The following is a 15,194-nucleotide window of genomic DNA, read 5'->3' as shown; positions in this document are numbered from 1 at the left end:
GTACGCTCGCGCGGCGCAGTGGCGACATGCCATTGCGCCGCGCCTGTGCGTGCGCGCCGCACAAGAAGAATGAGGGAAGCGCCATGAACTTTCGTAACGACATAAACGGCTTGCGCGCGTTTGCGGTACTCGCGGTCGTCCTGTTCCACTTCGACGTGCCTGGCTTCAAGGGCGGCTTTCTCGGCGTCGACGTCTTCTTCGTCATTTCAGGCTACCTGATGACGGACATCATCTTCAGGCGCATCGATAAGGGCAAGTTTTCCGTATGGGGCTTCTATGCCGACCGTGCCAGACGCATCATTCCGGCGTTGGCGTGTCTATGCTTCGTACTCCTAGTGTTCGGATGGGTCGTTCTTCTGCCATCCGAGTTCCGCGCGTTCGGCAAGGCGGCGTCGTCGAGCCTCGGGTTCTTTTCCAATATCGTCTACTGGCGTGAAGCGGGTTACTTCGATGTCCGCTCGCACCTGAAGTGGCTGTTGCACACGTGGTCGCTGTCCGTCGAATGGCAGTTCTATCTGCTGTATCCGCTCGGCATTCTGCTCGTGCGCAAGCTGTTCGGACAGCGCGGAACGGTGATCGCGCTGATCGGCGTCGCGCTCGCGTCCTTCGCCTTGTGCGCCTATCTCTCCGATCCCACCAAATGGCCGACGGCCGCGTTCTTCCTGCTGCCGACGCGCGCGTGGGAGATGCTCGCGGGCGGCCTCGTCTGCCTGTTCCCGGTCCACGCCGGCAGGCCCGCTCGCCGCACGATGGAACTCGTCGGGCTTGCGATGCTCCTGTACGGCACGTTCACCTTCAACGAGAACGATGCGTGGCCGGGTTTCCTCGCGCTCGTGCCGGTGCTGGGCACGGCGCTCGTCATCCTCGCGGCGCGCAGGAATTCGGTCCTCACGGGCAACCGGTTCGCGCAGTTCATCGGCAGGATTTCGTATTCGGTTTATCTGTGGCACTGGCCGTTCGTCGTCGCGCTCACGTACTTCGACAAGGACGGCTCGCTCCCCTGGCGCGCGGGCGCCATCGCGGGTGGATTCGTGATGGGCTATCTGTCGTATGCGCTGGTCGAATCGAAGACGAGAAAACCGGCGGCGGGCGACGAAGCACGCGTATTCCCGAGGCTCTTCACGCTGCGCCCGGTGCTCGTTTTCACCGTGCTGCTCGCGATAGGCGGCGGCAGCATCTACGCGAGCCAGGGCGTGCCGACTCGTTTCGACCGCTCGGTGTTCATCGCCGACAGCGAGACCTACGACACGAATCCGCACACGACGAAATGCCACATGATGATCGATCCGTGCGACGTCGCGGGGCGGCAGAAGCTGAGCCGTGTGGTGGTCATCGGCGACAGTCATGCGGAAGCGATCGCCGAGGCGGTGGTCGCGGCCGTGCCCGGCGGCAAGTCGAGCGATGTGTTGCTCATCACGATCGAAGGATGCCCGACGATCTACGGCATCCGCCGTGGCAATGGCGACTGCTTCGATCAGGACCGGAAGTACATCGATATCCTGAGCCGCGATCAGACTGCGAAGTCGCCGGTGATAATCGCGAATCACTGGTCGCAATACTGGTCGGGGCCGACCATGGATGACTTCTCGTTCGTCAATCCCGAGCGGCCTGGACAGATGCCTACGCCGTTCTCGACCGCGCAGTATCGCGAGCACTTTCTCTCGACGGTTTGTCGTATCGCGCAGATCCGTCCGGTCTATCTGGTCGAGCCGATTCCCGAATTCGACTTCAATGTGCCGCTGACGCTCGCGCGCGAGAAGATGAAGGATCCGAAGGCGCCGGATTTGTCGATCACGATGTCCGACTACGTGGAGCGCAACGGCGCGTTATTGCAGGCGATGCGGCAGGCGCATGATCAATGCGGCATCCATCTGCTCGATCCGCGGCCTTATCTTTGCCCGAATGGAAAGTGTATGGGTTCGCATGAAGGCCGGCCGCTTTATTCGGACTACCATCATATGAGCGAATATGGGAATCGCTTTCTGGTGCCGATGTTCAAGCGTGTGTTCGAGCAGGGGTGAATGCGGGCTTTCGTCGCTGGATCATCCCGTATTCGTGTCGGTTTATTAGCGTTGCCCCTGTCCGGGGCGGCACCTACTTTCTTTGCTGCTGCAGAGAAAGTAGGTATTCGGCTCTACATCATAGATTTTGAGAGATTTTTCTATCTGCTGTTTGCTTGGGTGTAGGCCCCTGATGCGCCCGACGGCCGACGCGAATCTCGACACAATGTTACTTGTCGTGTCGCGCTAATCTAACACTCTTCCCCCGGTGCGGACCGACGCCGCCGCTGTCCGCGACAAGTCATTTCCACGCGTTCTCTGCATCGCGCGAAGTTTCTGCGTGTGCGTGCGACTGTTTGCATAAGCGAGAATCAAGGCAATGCAGAAATTCGCGTGCCGGAAGACGCCAACGAGGAAGACGAACGGCCATAAGACAAGGCCCGCGCGAGGCGGCCTGAAGTATTAGCGGTTAAAGGTCAGCATATCGCGGTAACAATCCTTGGTCCGCGAGTCGAATTTCAATGGCATTCGCAACTCGCACATGCTCAGGGTTATCGACGTTGAACGCTTCGTCGATCACGCTGATGATGATAGTTCCCTCAGTGCCGTTGATGTCTTTCACGTAGCGCAGCATCGGGGCTTCCGGCACCTGCTCATGCTCGATCCGACGCGGCAGATAGAGCATCCAGCCCACGCCGGGACGATCGGGAAAGACCTTTTTTGTGACGCGATATTCATATGGGCCTGCTTGTACCAACAAACCGGGCCAAATTGTCAGCGAACCCTTGATTAGATCGGCGACTCGATGATACGAGTACAGACTATTAATTCCGTCGCCCCTGAATTCGAACTTTGACCGCTCACCGATGGTAAATTCAGACCCGAATCCGGCGCCGTTTCGACCGTCCCGCCCGTTCCAGATATGCGTTGACTGATAAACCGAGTCAAATTCTGTTTCTGCGGATTTAATCAACGGCTCGGTTGGGCCAAATCCATTGAACGCAGGGATAGTTGAGTCGCCCATCACATACCACTGATTAATTTCGAGTCCAGCGCGTTCTAACAATTTAGCGAACTCCCAAACTTCATCACACTGCTTCTTTGTCGTGGGCAGCATCTTCTCCGACAGGCGTAGTACAAGCCGCAACTCAACGTCAATAATCGTCTCGGCATTCTTCATCTCAGAACCCTCTGATTGATATTCATAGGTTTAAACTGCATGGTGATGGCGTACCCATTTTCCGCGAATTCGGCAGTAGCCCATGTGTAGAACTTCAATTGCATGAAATACCAGTTCAGCTTGGCCGGCGGACTCGATCGCACGATATCGCTTTGCCCCCTGGCCTGATCTCGTGTCCGCTCGTAAGCGGGTCTGTTTTTGACTTTTCCATGATTTTTTGGCCCCTTGCCTCGAAGAAACATGAAGTTAGGCTTTCCATTATTTTCGAAAAAGAACTCATAGTTTGCTTTTGCCTCTTGCAATAAGCATTGCGAAGACTGAAAGCCATCAAAGTCTTTATTCATATAAATCCATTCCATGCCGCGCGGAAAGCCAGTTACATACTGCTGATATTGCGCAGAAAGTTGGGGCATGGAATGGTTTACAGGACCCATCGTCCCCCTATCCGCCGGACATTTGCAATCGCGCTCTCGCGTGCGTGTCATTACGTCCGTGTCCGTTTTCGCTTTGTCCTTATCCTTCGCGGTATCGCCGGGCACGCTCAGAATTACCGCTGTAGCCGCGCCACCTGCGACGGCGGTAGCCGCGCCGGACGATACGAAGGCGGTCCACGCGCCTGCTATCGTTTCTGCGTGCGAGTGCGACTGTTCACATAGGCGAGAATCAAGGCAATGCAGAGATTCGCGTGCCGGAAACGTCCCGCTGCTTGCGTCGACCGAACCGCTGCCGCGTATCGCATCGTTGGCGCGCTTGATCGATGCGACCACGTCGCGCTGCTCGTGCGCTCCGCTTATGCCAACCGACGCGTGGTTGTGTCGGCCGCAGGTTTGACAGCTTGCAGACGCAATTAACCCGCAACGCTCGCGCAACGCGAGCGAAGCGTTAGACCCCGCGCGCCGATCTAGACCATCGGCGCATGGTGCTTCGGTACGTCTACTCTATGGACGGGACTTGGCGGGGGAGCCGCAAGGCTCGCCGGTAATGGTTATGCGTCCCGGTCTGTCAACCTGCCATTGCTCCCGCCCGCCCCCTTGCCTGAGAGACCAAGGTGGCGGTGTCGGACCGACACAGGAGCTAGACCGGTGCAATTGCAAGAACAAGAATCGACAGTTTCCCCCAGCATTCCAACAGCGGGCCGTCTTTTCCCACGCGCGCGCCGCGTCTAAGCGCGTGCTCTTCGCAACGCTGCAGCAAACGGTCGACGCGCTACGAGAGCATGAAAAGCCTATGCATCGGCTGCGAATCGCACCACTCGCTGACGCAAAAATAGCGCTGAACTCACTCGCTCATGGAATATGACGCGCGCGCGTTGCGCCCGCATATCAACGCCATTGAGGTGTTGCGTGCGGAATTCGTGAGGCGCGCAATTCATCTCATGATGCGCGTGCGTAGCTTCGGGCCGGAGTCAGCATGAGCGAACAATCGGACATCGTTGAGCGCGTGCATCAGGCGCATGGCTACCTTTGAGAGAGCGGAGTTCATTCCGAATCACCCCGCGATTCGAGGCGGGATCGCGCGACGGACCGCGCCTGGTTCGGGAGGTCTAGAGCCGGTCGCGAAGGTGCGACAATCCCGCGTCCAGCGTGTCAAAGTTTGTCGGCGGGGCAGATTTTAGCGGAGGGCGCCCCGCACAGGGGCAACGCGAATAGACCGACACGCTAACGGGATCCGGCGAAGGCCCGAAACGAATCAGGCGCTTTCACCAGGCAACTTTGCATCCCTCAACAAAAAATCCATACCTTCCGCAGGAATATCACGCGATTCCGCGCGTCAACAGAACAAGCAGCATGGCTTCATTCCGAAGCAGCCGCATCCTTGCCCACGAAAGGCGGCGCAAAGCGCGTCCAGAAGATATAGCACACGAGCACAGCAATCGCGCCGATGCCCGTAGCGAGCAGCACACCCTGCGCACCAAAGATACGAACAAGAACAATATTGCCGATGATCTTGGTCCCGAAGCCGACGAGCGAAATGACCGAAATCGCCCGATACCGCGTCTCGCTGGCAAACAACTGCACCAGCACACACATGCCGAAGTAAAAAGGCACCTGCAGCAATCCGAAGCGGAACAGTGTAGTGACGGCAAGCGTGTCCTCAGCCGTAAAGGCGCCCTTCTGAAACAGCAACTTGACCACGTAAGGCGCGAGCGCATACGCGATGCAGCCGCCGGCGAGGCCGAGCGCCGTCATGATCCCCGACCATTTCAGCGCAGTGCTGCGCGCCCGCGCGTGATCGCCGCGATGCAGAATCTCAGCGAGAATCGGCAAAGTCGCGCGCGTGATGGCGAGCGCGCCCATGCTGAGCACGAGCGAAAGCAGCCGGTTCGCATAACCGAGCGTCGCAATCGCGCCATCGCCCTGCTGCGCCATGAAATACTGATCGACGGGAATCCACAGGCTCGCAACGACCGAGCCGATCGTAAGCGTGCCCATCGAGCGGATCGCGGCCGGCCACTGCTTCGCGCGCATCGAGACGCGCGGCAGCGCGGGCATCGAATCGGCGCGTTTGGCGAGCACGCGCAGCCACGCGGCCTGAACCACGAAGCCGAGCGACGTGCCCACCACGAGCGGAAAAATCGACGTGTTGTTGCGCGCGGCGAGCACGAAGACGAGCAGGCCGATCGCCGGCACGCATTCCAGCAAGGTGTTGATGTGCTTGCCCGACGCCTGCAACCGCGACGACGAGATGCAGATCGAGAAGGTCAGCACGCCGACGGGCAGCATGCTGATGATCATTTCCCGGCACATGTCGCGCGTCGATTCGGCGAGACTGCCCGCGATGACTTCGGCCAGATACGGCCAGACGGACCAAAGCAGAAGACAGGACGCGAGGCCGATGACGAGCCCCACACCTTCGAGTTCGCCTAGAAAGCCGTTGCGCTGCGACTTGTCTTCCTTGAGCGAGACGAGCGCGGGGACGAGCAGCACGCTCAGCACGTTCGTGACCATCGTCGGCAGCCAGGTGACGAGCGTGAGCGCGAACTGATAGGCGTCGACGGTCCCGCTGATGCCGTAGCGATACGCGATCGCCATTTCCTTCGACGCGCCTATGCACTTCCCGGCGATCACGAATATCAGGAGGACGACCGCGCTTCTGGCGATCCGCTTGTGATCCTGATGCACTCCGCCGAGGCGTCGTCTTACCGATTGCACCGCTGCGCTCAGCACTGTAGTACCCCTCCTGCGTGGGAGCATGTCGTCGCGCGGCCCGGCGCCAGGACGAATTCGTCATGCAATTGAAAATCGCGAAGGCTGGCCGCTCCTCTGCGCAAGTGAAGGAGCGTGCACCAGAATGCGCAGCGCGACTGTTCGTTACGGCACCCGGCGGCAGCGATGCCGGCGCGCCGCCGTCCGGCAAGCGCGGGCACTGCCTCCGTCATGACGCGGTTCCGGTCCAGGGACGCAGGATGTAGCGCGCCGCGCGGTCGAGCGACTCATCGTCAGACAAAATGCGCGCAGGGCAGCCGGCCACCGTCACGTTCGGCGGAATGCTGCGCGTCACGACGCTGCCCGCGCCGATCGTCACGTTGTCGCCGATGGTCACATCCTCGACGATGCAGACATTCGGCCCGATATACACGTTGTCGCCGATCGTCGCCGCCTTGCCGTGGTTCGATCCGATCGTCACGCCCTGCGAGATGTTGCAGTTCGCGCCGATGACGGTCGTCGGGTTCACGGCCAGCGTGCCGATATGACTGATATAGAAGCCAGGCCCGATCTTCGTGCGCGGACTGATCACGAACCCGTATCGGCGTTGCTTCAGCCGGATGATGTGGTTGAGCACGAGGCGCACGGGCCGGCTCGACGCCGCGCCCGCCAGCCGCAGCCAGAACATGTAGTTGAACCCCTCGTTCAACATCAGTTGCTCCATGAGGATCATGAAGCTGTATTCGCCGGTGTAGCGATAGAGATCGCTTTTGATCAGATCGAAGGTTTTCATTGCCGCGCGTCTTGTTGGTTTGCGTTCGACTTTTCTATGACTCGGCCAGGCGAGCCCGCGCTTCGTCCCGAAGCACAGCGAAGCGGCGCCAACCCTAAGACTATTACCTGAATCTGACGCCTTCGGTGCGTAATGGAACATATGACCGATTCAGGTCGCTATTTGTCTGCGGATTATCTCTATTAGTTTGATCAGATTATTAGAAGCGGTGACGAGCGCCCGCCGGATAAGGCGATCAAGCTTAATGAAAGGTCAGAAGGTATAAACCCTATAGGGGTATCCCCTGTAGGGTTTTTACTTCATCGATTAAAAAAAGTTTTGCGACGGCACTTACAAAATCGGTTCGGTCTGGCGAAATGCATCAAAAAAACCACCGACGCCTTTTAACGGTGCATGCACGGCCGTGCGGAATCCGGGTGCAGTCGGAACCGTAATAGGAATTAGGTGCGTTAAAAGCGGAGTGAAAAGCGAAACAATCGCTTCGTTTGTGCCGTTCCCACATACGACAGCCACGCCGCTCAAGCCGTTGCGGGGCGGAGGATGGCGATCCGTCACGATATCGAGGCTTGAACGTTCGTACTGCAATTCGCGATTCATCATAAGAATGATTAATCGTCGTATCGAATGCGGAATCACGCCGCACTCGTAAAACCATATTAACAATAACAAAGCGGTAGATTAAATTCACTCCCGGACGATTAAAACGGAAAATACGCCGCAATAAAGCACGCCAAACGCAAAATAAAAAGTTACAAGCGTACATTCTGTAACAAGTGACGGGTAGAAACGCCCCGTAACAATCGGTAGTATTAATAAAAGACGGTAATAACTTCCGTCAGACTTCAGCGCTCAGATGAGCCCGTATGCGGGCAAACCGGGCGCGGGGATGGATGGATTTTCCGGTGGTCCGGTTTCCCTATTCCCGAAGTCGTCTGTTTTTCGCCGAGATGCCTTTCGGAGTCGCCGCGTGCGGCTGTCGAGCGCTGGGCGGCGCAATCGTTTGCGCCTGCTCAATTTGCGTTGGTCATCTCTTTGCCCATCAAGAAACGTCGCGTGCGGCCGATGTCGCAGGAACGGGTTCGCCCCGTCGATAACGCACGACCCATTGGAAAGAATAATGCTTCCGAACAACACTCAGGCAGACACCCAGGCAGACAACCTCGTCGTCGACAACCGTATTGCAACCCGTCGCAAGCTGCTGACCTCGCTCTTCGCAGGCGGCGGCGCGCTCGTTCTCGCCGCTTGCGGCGGCGGCGGCGATGCAACGCCTGATTCCGTGGCGGATCGCTGGAGAAGGCGCAACACCGGCAGCGCATCTTCGTCGGATGCCGCTAGCGCCGCGACGCCGGCTTCGTCGGCCAGCACCACGACGTCCGCAAGCGCGCCTGCCGCAGCCAGCTCGACGTCCGCCGCCGCCGACAACACCGCGGGCACCATCGCCGCTTCGTCGTTCGGCGTGAAGGCCGACGGCAAGACCAACGACCGCGCCGCGCTGCAGGCCGCCATCGACGGTTCTGTCGGCCAGATCCTGCTGATCTCGGGCCAGGTCCGTATCGACACGACGGGTCTCACGCTGCGTACGAACAGCCACATCCGTTTCGCGTCGGGCGCTTCCATCAAGCTGCTCGCGCACAACGCCGACATCTATCAGATGATGCGTATCGTCGACGTGAACAACGTCATCGTCGAAAACGCGTACCTCGACGGCAGCAAGGAACTGAACTCGGCGTCGGGCGGCGAGCACGGCATGGGCTTCACGATCATGGGCGCGACGAACGTGCACCTGATCGCGCCGACCACCATCAACACCTGGGGCGACGGCATCTACATCAACGATAGCCAGACCAAGAAGAACACCCCGACGTACAACCTCGTGGTCGACAACCACAAGGCCGACGGCTGCCGCCGTCAGGGCGTGTCGATCATCTCGGGCGACACGATCACGTTCAACAGCCCGGTGTGGCAGAACATCAACGGCACGGCGCCGGCGTGCGGTCTCGATTTCGAACCGAACGACAACTCGGCCGTGTTCAAGACCATCACGATCAACAGCCCGACGACCGCGAACTGCAAGGGCGGCGGCATCAACGTGTGGTTCGGCTCGCTGCCGGGTCCGATCAGCAAGACGGTCACCATCGCGATCAACAACCACGTCGACACGACCAGCCCGGGCGGTTCGTTCGCGGTTCAGGGTCTGTCGCTCGACGGCTACGTCGTGAACGGCCAGATCAGCAGCTCGAACCCGAAGTGGAAGTACCCGCTGATCGTCGAGCAGTGGGACAACGGTGGCCCGCGCATCAACGTCACCAACCCGACGATCGTCAAGTCGTAATCGGCGACGCAAATAGAAACGCCATGCGGGAAGCATTTCCGCATGGCGTTTTTTTGCGTGGCGCGACGCTTACTTGAACCAGTCGAGATTCACCGAATTGGCGATGGCCTGCAGCCCCGCCTGATTCGGATGCAGGTGGTCGCCGCTGTCGTAGGTGGCGAGTATCGCGGCCGGGTTGGCGGGATCGCCGATCGCAGTCGCCTGGTTGAGCACGGCGTCGCAGCCGCTTTCGGGCGTCGCGACGAACGCGTTGACCGCTTCGCGCGTCGCCTCGATGTCCGGCGTCCAAGACGATACGCCCTGAAACGGCGTGAGCGTCGAGCAGATCGCCTTGACGCCCGCGGCGTGCGCGCGTTGCGTCAGCTCGGTGAACGCGGCGTTCAGACGCGCTGCCGTCGGCGGCGAGCCGCCGATCAGGTTGTTGACCGCGTCGTCGGAAATGATGACCCACTTCACGTTCCACTGGTCGAGCACGTCGCGCTGGAAGCGTGACAGGCCGGCTTCGCCCGAGCCGTTCGTGAAGAAGTCGTTGCCCGAGATGCCCTTGTTCAGGACGCCGACCGTCATGCCCGCCTGTTGCAGGCGCTTCGCGAGCAGATTGGGCCAGCGGCCGTTCACGTTCGGCGCCGACGCGAGGCCGTCCGTGATCGACGCGCCGAACGCGACCACCGCGCCCGTCGCACTGGCGTTCTGCACGACGACGTCGGTGAGGAAGTAGTACGACTGCGCGCCGAGTGCGTTGGCGACGCCGCCCGTGAATTCCGTGTCGAGGCTGACATCGCCGGCGGCGACATAGACGTCCTGCAGGCCGTCGACGTGTCCGGTCGTTTCCATCGGCGTCTGTTGCGGCAGATAGGCGCTGACGGCGATGTCCGAGAACGCCGGCACCTGAAACGCGACCGGATCGCTCATCTCGATGTGGCCCGGTTCGATGGTGACGAAGGTTTGACCGTTGAAGGTGACGGGCCGATCGCTGCCGGGCACGGTGCGCTGGCCGCTCGCGCGCAGCGCGACGTGCACGTCGCCGATCACGAGCGGCTCGGAGCCGTACAGGTTCGAAAACTGCACGCCGACGGCCGTGCCGCCGATGCTCGTGTGCACGATCTGCCGGATCGTCTGATTGTTGAAGCCGTGGTCGCCGGTGCTCATCGCCGCGGTAGACCACGTCCCGGTCCATGGCAGGGTCGTGCTGATGGTCTGTGCAGAACCGGGCGACGACAGGGGCAGTATCAGCGCGGCGGCCACGACCGCGCGTTCGATGCGAGGGAATCGCGTATTCACTTCGTTCTCCGATACCAGCCGGGTATCTAGTGGACGTTACGCATCAGGTCGCGTACGTCCGTTGGGTGGGGAAGCTCGAAAAGGACGGTTTTCGTCCGTTTGACAGGCGTGTGTGGCCACAGCGCGCCAGTGTGTGCAGCGAAATCTTTGTAAGCCCGTTTCGCCTAGGTGAATCGAAGCACCCTTTTGGCGCTCGATATGTGCGCTTGCGCGCATTTCGTTCGACGGCCATGCGCTGTTACGTATAAAGCAACTAACTGTCTATTCGCCACACGCCCGTGTGCATGCACAGGACGCGCGGATCGCATTTACTGCGCGACAGATGCCGGTTCGGTAGCCGCTGGCGGCGTCGGCGCCGTATTGCTCGCGCCGTCGGCCGGCGCCGCTGGCAGGATCGGCGGCATCGTCGTGAACACCGGCGGGGCGGGCGGCGCTTCGGTCACTTCGGCCTGCGGTTCCGAAGCCGCGCGTTTGGCGCGCGCCGGAGGCTGCGCCGCCGTCTGCGCGGTTTTCGGCTTGCCCGGCTTCGGCGCGCTCGAGAATGTCTCGTCGAACCACGTGTGCGCGCGCGTGACCATCGTCTGCCACAGGCCCGGCGTTTCCTGAGTATCGAAGCGCGCGCGGGCGTCGATCAGATGCGAACGCAGCGAGCGCTGCATGAAATCACCGACGATCGGCAGCGCGCTGTGCGCGCCTTGCCCCCAGTAGTCGCTGCGCAGCGTGACGCGGCTATCGTTGAAGCCGACCCACGCGCCCGCGACGAGTTGCGGATGCATCAGGATGAACCAGCCGTCCGCGTTGTCCTGCGTCGTGCCGGTCTTGCCCGCCACGTCCGCGCGGATGCCGAAGCGCGTGCGGATCGCCGTGCCCGTGCCGCGATTGATCACGTCGCGCATCACGTCGACGAGCTTGCGCGTCGCATCGACGGACAAGGCCCGCTCGGGCGTGCTCTCGAACTGCGCGAGCACCTCGCCGTCCCTGTTCTCGATGCGCGTGACGAGCAGCGGCTCTATATAACTACCGTCATTCGCGATGGTGCCGTACGACGACACCATCTCCTTGAGCGTCACCGGGCTCGTGCCGAGCGCGAGCGACGGCACCACGTCGAGATGGCTTTCGCGCACGCCCATGTCGCGCGCGAGCCGTGCGACGCGCGCCGGCCCGACCTGTTCCATCACCTGCGCGGTGATGCGGTTCTTCGAAAACGCGATGCCGTCGCGCAGACTCACGGGGCGACCCGACGGCGGCGCGTCGTCGGTCGGGCGCCAGGTTTCGGCGCCGCGCACCGGAATTTCGACGGCCTGATCGACGAAGGTATCGGTCGGCTTCGCGCCGCGATCGAACGCCGCGCCGTAGACAAAAGGCTTGAACGTCGAGCCGGGCTGACGACGCGCCTGCGCGACGTGATCGAACGGGTCCTGCGTGAAATCGCGGCTGCCGACCCATGCCTTGATCTGGCCGCTGCGCGGATCGAGTGCGACGAACGCCGCCTGCACGCGCGTCTTGTTCTCGCACAGCGCCTGCATGAACGCGCGGTCCGAGCCGAGTTTCTTGATGGCGTCGGCATCGCTCGCGCCGCCGTCGCGCGCCGCGCGATACTCGCTCGTCTCGCGGATGAACGCGTGCGCGAGATCCGCGTTCGTGTTCGCGCAGCCGCCACGGCCGCCCCACGCCGCATTCGCGATCGATTGCAACTGATTGCCCTGAAGCGCGAGCGCGTTCGTCGCCATGGTCTGCAGACGCGAGTCGATGGTCGTGCGTACGACGAGGCCATCGGAATAGATGTTGTAATCGTTGTCGTCGGCCCAGCCGATCAGCCACTTGCGCAATTGCTGCGCGAAGTGCGGCGCGCGGCCGGGTTCTTCCGTCTGCCGCTCGAAGTCGATGCGCAGCGGGCGCTTTTTGAGCGCATCGAGCTTTGCGGCCGGCAGGTGGCCGTACTTCACCATCTGCCCGAGCACGATGTTGCGCCGGTCGAGCGCGCGCTCGGGGTTGATCACCGGGTTGTAATAGCTGTTGCCCTTCAACATGCCGATGAGCGTCGCGCTTTCGAGCACGTCGAGCTGGCCCGCGGATTTGTCGAAGTAGGTGCGCGCGGCCATCTCGATGCCGTACGCGTTATAGAGAAACGGCACCGTGTTCAGATAGGTTTCGAGGATCTCGTCCTTCGAATAGACCGCTTCGATCTTGAACGCGGTGATCGCTTCCTTCAGCTTGCGCGTGAGCGTCTGCGAGCGGCCGATTTCCTCGGGATACAGATTGCGCGCGAGCTGTTGCGTGAGCGTCGAGCCGCCTTGCCGGTCGCCCGAAAACGTGCGCAGCGCCGCGCCCGCCGTGCGCCGGAAATCGATTCCGTGATGCTGATGGAAACGCCGGTCTTCCGTCGAGATGAGCGCGTCGATCACCTGCGGCGAGACTTGCTTGAGGCTGACCCATTCGCGATGCGTCGGCTTGAACTCGGCGAGCAGCTTGCCATCGGCGGAATAGACCTGCGCGGGCTGGTCGACCTTGGCGCGGCGAATATCGCGGATGCCGGGCGTAAACGGAATCAGCACCAGCACGTAAAGCAGAAAGAGCGCGGGCAGGAGCAGCAGCGAGCGGGGCCGCAGATGCGGGCGCAGCCACGGCGCGACACGGGCCAGAGTCGCCCGGGCCAAAGCTTTGAATTCAGACGCGGTCACAACGAAGCGGGATGTCCAGACATGGAAAACCCTGAATCGTAGCGTAATTTTTCAGCAAGTCTTTCGCAAATGTGTGTTCGAGGCTACGCCGGCCGCGCACCGGCGGATTCGCCGATCGGAAACGCGGTCGTCGAGAGCACCTCGCGCAGCACGACGAACGTACGGATTTGCCGCACGCCGGGCAGATACAGCAGCTTCTCGGCATGCAGGCGATTGAAGCTCTCGCTGTCGCGCGTGCGGATCAGCATGAAGAAGTCGAATTCGCCCGTCACGACATGGCATTCCATGCAGCCGGGCACTTTTTGCGCGGCCTGTTCGAAGGCGTCGAAGGAATCGGGCGTCGAGCGGTCGAGGATCACGCCGATCAGCACGAGCATGCCGGCATCGAGCGCTTTCGGATTGAGCAGCGCGACGGTCGCGCGGATCAGCCCCGCTTCGCGCAGCCGCTCGACGCGCCGCAGACACGCGGGCGGGCTCAGATTGACCTTCTCCGCCAGCGCGACATTCGAGATGGACGCGTCGCGCTGGAGTTGACGCAGGATCGCGCGATCGACGCGATCGGTCTGAACGTCCACGGGGCGCGGGTTTCGGGCGGATGCAGTTTTTTTCATTGCTTCAAAAGATCATCGAGAGAAATAAAAGTCTGCCTGTTAACTTCTACATGTGAAAACGTTAGGCGGAAGCGACTTTTTTCGCAACCCGGTCAATGTCCGAAATCTTTACGATGGGGTCCACGCAGTCCCACCCTCACGAGGATGCCAATCATGAACCTGCAACGTTTTCCCCGTTATCCGCTCACTTTCGGACCGACACCCATCCAGCCGCTCAAGCGCCTTTCCGCGCATCTCGGCGGCAAGGTCGAGCTTTACGCAAAACGCGAAGACTGCAACAGCGGCCTCGCCTTCGGCGGCAACAAGACACGCAAACTCGAATATCTGATTCCCGAGGCGCTCGCCGAAGGCTGCGACACGCTCGTGTCGATCGGCGGCGTGCAGTCGAACCAGACGCGCCAGGTCGCGGCGGTGGCGGCGCATCTCGGCATGAAATGCGTGCTCGTACAGGAAAACTGGGTCAATTACTCCGATGCCGTCTATGACCGCGTCGGCAATATCCAGATGTCGCGGGTGATGGGCGCGGACGTGCGCCTCGTCGCCGATGGCTTCGATATCGGCATCCGCAAAAGCTGGCAGGACGCGATGGACAGCGTGCGCGAGGCGGGTGGCAAGCCGTTTCCGGTGCCGGCGGGTTGCTCGGAGCATCCGCTGGGCGGGCTCGGTTTCGTCGGCTTCGCGGAGGAAGTGCGCGCGCAGGAAGCGGAACTGGGATTCAAGTTCGATTACATCGTCGTGTGCTCGGTGACGGGCAGCACGCAGGCGGGCATGGTCGTCGGTTTCGCGGCGGATGGGCGCGCCCGCCGCGTGATCGGCATCGATGCATCGGCGAAACCGCAGCAGACGCACGATCAGATTTTGCGCATCGCGAAGCACACGGCGGAACTCGTCGATCTCGGTCAGGACATCACGCGCGAGGACGTGATTCTCGACACGCGCTTCGGCGGCCCCGAATACGGCCTGCCGAACGAAGGCACGCTGGAGGCGATCCGTCTGTGCGCGCGGCTCGAAGGCGTGCTGACCGATCCGGTCTATGAAGGAAAGTCGATGGACGGCATGATCCAGATGGTGCGCAATGGCGAATTCCCGGAAGGCTCGAAAGTGCTGTACGCGCATCTCGGCGGCGTGCCCGCGCTCAACGCGTACAGCTATTTGTTCCGCAACGGTTGA

Annotated in this window: 11 protein-coding genes; 3 read left to right on the top strand and 8 right to left on the bottom strand. The window is 61.1% G+C overall.

Annotated features, from left to right (window positions below):
• Positions 1-83: 83 nt before the first annotated feature.
• Positions 84-2,021 carry an acyltransferase family protein gene (locus tag AWB80_RS33300; RefSeq protein WP_061178944.1) on the top strand — a complete coding sequence of 646 codons (1,938 nt, stop codon included), beginning with the start codon at positions 84-86 and terminating at the stop codon, positions 2,019-2,021.
• 448 nt (positions 2,022-2,469) lie between these two features.
• Here the strand turns inward: AWB80_RS33300 and AWB80_RS33295 are convergent, their stop codons facing one another.
• From AWB80_RS33295 to AWB80_RS43585, 5 genes are all read right to left on the bottom strand, one after another.
• Positions 2,470-3,180 (bottom strand): Imm52 family immunity protein, encoded by a 711-nt coding sequence (locus AWB80_RS33295; protein WP_061178924.1) that lies wholly within the window; start codon positions 3,178-3,180, stop codon positions 2,470-2,472.
• Positions 3,177-3,947, bottom strand: a complete 771-nt coding sequence (locus AWB80_RS33290; RefSeq protein WP_143328186.1) for a Tox-REase-5 domain-containing protein — start codon at positions 3,945-3,947, stop codon at positions 3,177-3,179. Before AWB80_RS33290 ends, AWB80_RS33295 begins: the two co-directional genes overlap by 4 nt.
• 1,026 nt (positions 3,948-4,973) lie before the next feature.
• Entirely contained in the window at positions 4,974-6,347 is a 1,374-nt protein-coding gene (gene murJ, locus AWB80_RS33285) for a murein biosynthesis integral membrane protein MurJ (protein ID WP_061178922.1), read from the bottom strand.
• A 208-nt stretch (positions 6,348-6,555) separates the two neighbouring features.
• Positions 6,556-7,119 (bottom strand): serine O-acetyltransferase, encoded by a 564-nt coding sequence (locus tag AWB80_RS33280; RefSeq protein WP_061178921.1) that lies wholly within the window; start codon positions 7,117-7,119, stop codon positions 6,556-6,558.
• 330 nt (positions 7,120-7,449) lie between these two features.
• Positions 7,450-7,755, bottom strand: coding sequence for a hypothetical protein (locus tag AWB80_RS43585; RefSeq protein ID WP_143328185.1), 306 nt, complete (start codon positions 7,753-7,755; stop codon positions 7,450-7,452).
• Positions 7,756-8,236: 481 nt separating this feature from the next.
• Between AWB80_RS43585 and AWB80_RS33275 the strand changes: the two genes are divergently transcribed.
• On the top strand, positions 8,237-9,451 hold the full coding sequence (locus AWB80_RS33275) for a hypothetical protein (RefSeq protein WP_061178920.1): 1,215 nt from the start codon (positions 8,237-8,239) through the stop codon (positions 9,449-9,451).
• Between the two features lie 69 nt (positions 9,452-9,520).
• Here AWB80_RS33275 and AWB80_RS33270 read toward each other — a convergent pair whose 3' ends face one another.
• The 3 genes from AWB80_RS33270 to AWB80_RS33260 all read right to left on the bottom strand — a co-directional run bounded on the left by AWB80_RS33270 (position 9,521) and on the right by AWB80_RS33260 (position 14,024).
• Positions 9,521-10,732: a GDSL-type esterase/lipase family protein gene (locus AWB80_RS33270; protein ID WP_244206872.1), complete on the bottom strand. Its 1,212-nt coding sequence runs from the start codon at positions 10,730-10,732 to the stop codon at positions 9,521-9,523.
• A gap of 308 nt (positions 10,733-11,040) precedes the next feature.
• On the bottom strand, positions 11,041-13,413 hold the full coding sequence (locus AWB80_RS33265) for a penicillin-binding protein 1A (protein ID WP_061178919.1): 2,373 nt from the start codon (positions 13,411-13,413) through the stop codon (positions 11,041-11,043).
• An 83-nt stretch (positions 13,414-13,496) separates the two neighbouring features.
• The gene (locus tag AWB80_RS33260) at positions 13,497-14,024 is read right to left on the bottom strand and encodes an Lrp/AsnC family transcriptional regulator (RefSeq protein WP_061178918.1); all 528 of its coding nucleotides are present in this window, start codon (positions 14,022-14,024) and stop codon (positions 13,497-13,499) included.
• Positions 14,025-14,177: 153 nt separating this feature from the next.
• Between AWB80_RS33260 and AWB80_RS33255 the strand changes: the two genes are divergently transcribed.
• Positions 14,178-15,194, top strand: a complete 1,017-nt coding sequence (locus AWB80_RS33255) for a 1-aminocyclopropane-1-carboxylate deaminase (protein ID WP_061178941.1) — start codon at positions 14,178-14,180, stop codon at positions 15,192-15,194.

The organism is Caballeronia pedi (assembly GCF_001544915.2).
Classification (GTDB): domain Bacteria; phylum Pseudomonadota; class Gammaproteobacteria; order Burkholderiales; family Burkholderiaceae; genus Caballeronia; species Caballeronia pedi.
The sequence above is the reverse complement of the archived record's forward strand: the minus strand, read 5'-3'. Positions and strand labels throughout refer to the sequence as shown.

What these genes read in the sequence shown, in the direction of transcription:
- AWB80_RS33300 (WP_061178944.1), top strand. Translation starts at nt 84, where the DNA reads ATGAACTTTCGTAACGACATAAACGGCTTGCGCGCGTTTGCGGTACTC.
- AWB80_RS33280 (WP_061178921.1), bottom strand. Translation starts at nt 7,119, where the DNA reads ATGAAAACCTTCGATCTGATCAAAAGCGATCTCTATCGCTACACCGGC.
- AWB80_RS33295 (WP_061178924.1), bottom strand. Translation starts at nt 3,180, where the DNA reads ATGAAGAATGCCGAGACGATTATTGACGTTGAGTTGCGGCTTGTACTA.
- AWB80_RS33260 (WP_061178918.1), bottom strand. Translation starts at nt 14,024, where the DNA reads ATGAAAAAAACTGCATCCGCCCGAAACCCGCGCCCCGTGGACGTTCAG.
- AWB80_RS33255 (WP_061178941.1), top strand. Translation starts at nt 14,178, where the DNA reads ATGAACCTGCAACGTTTTCCCCGTTATCCGCTCACTTTCGGACCGACA.
- AWB80_RS33275 (WP_061178920.1), top strand. Translation starts at nt 8,237, where the DNA reads ATGCTTCCGAACAACACTCAGGCAGACACCCAGGCAGACAACCTCGTC.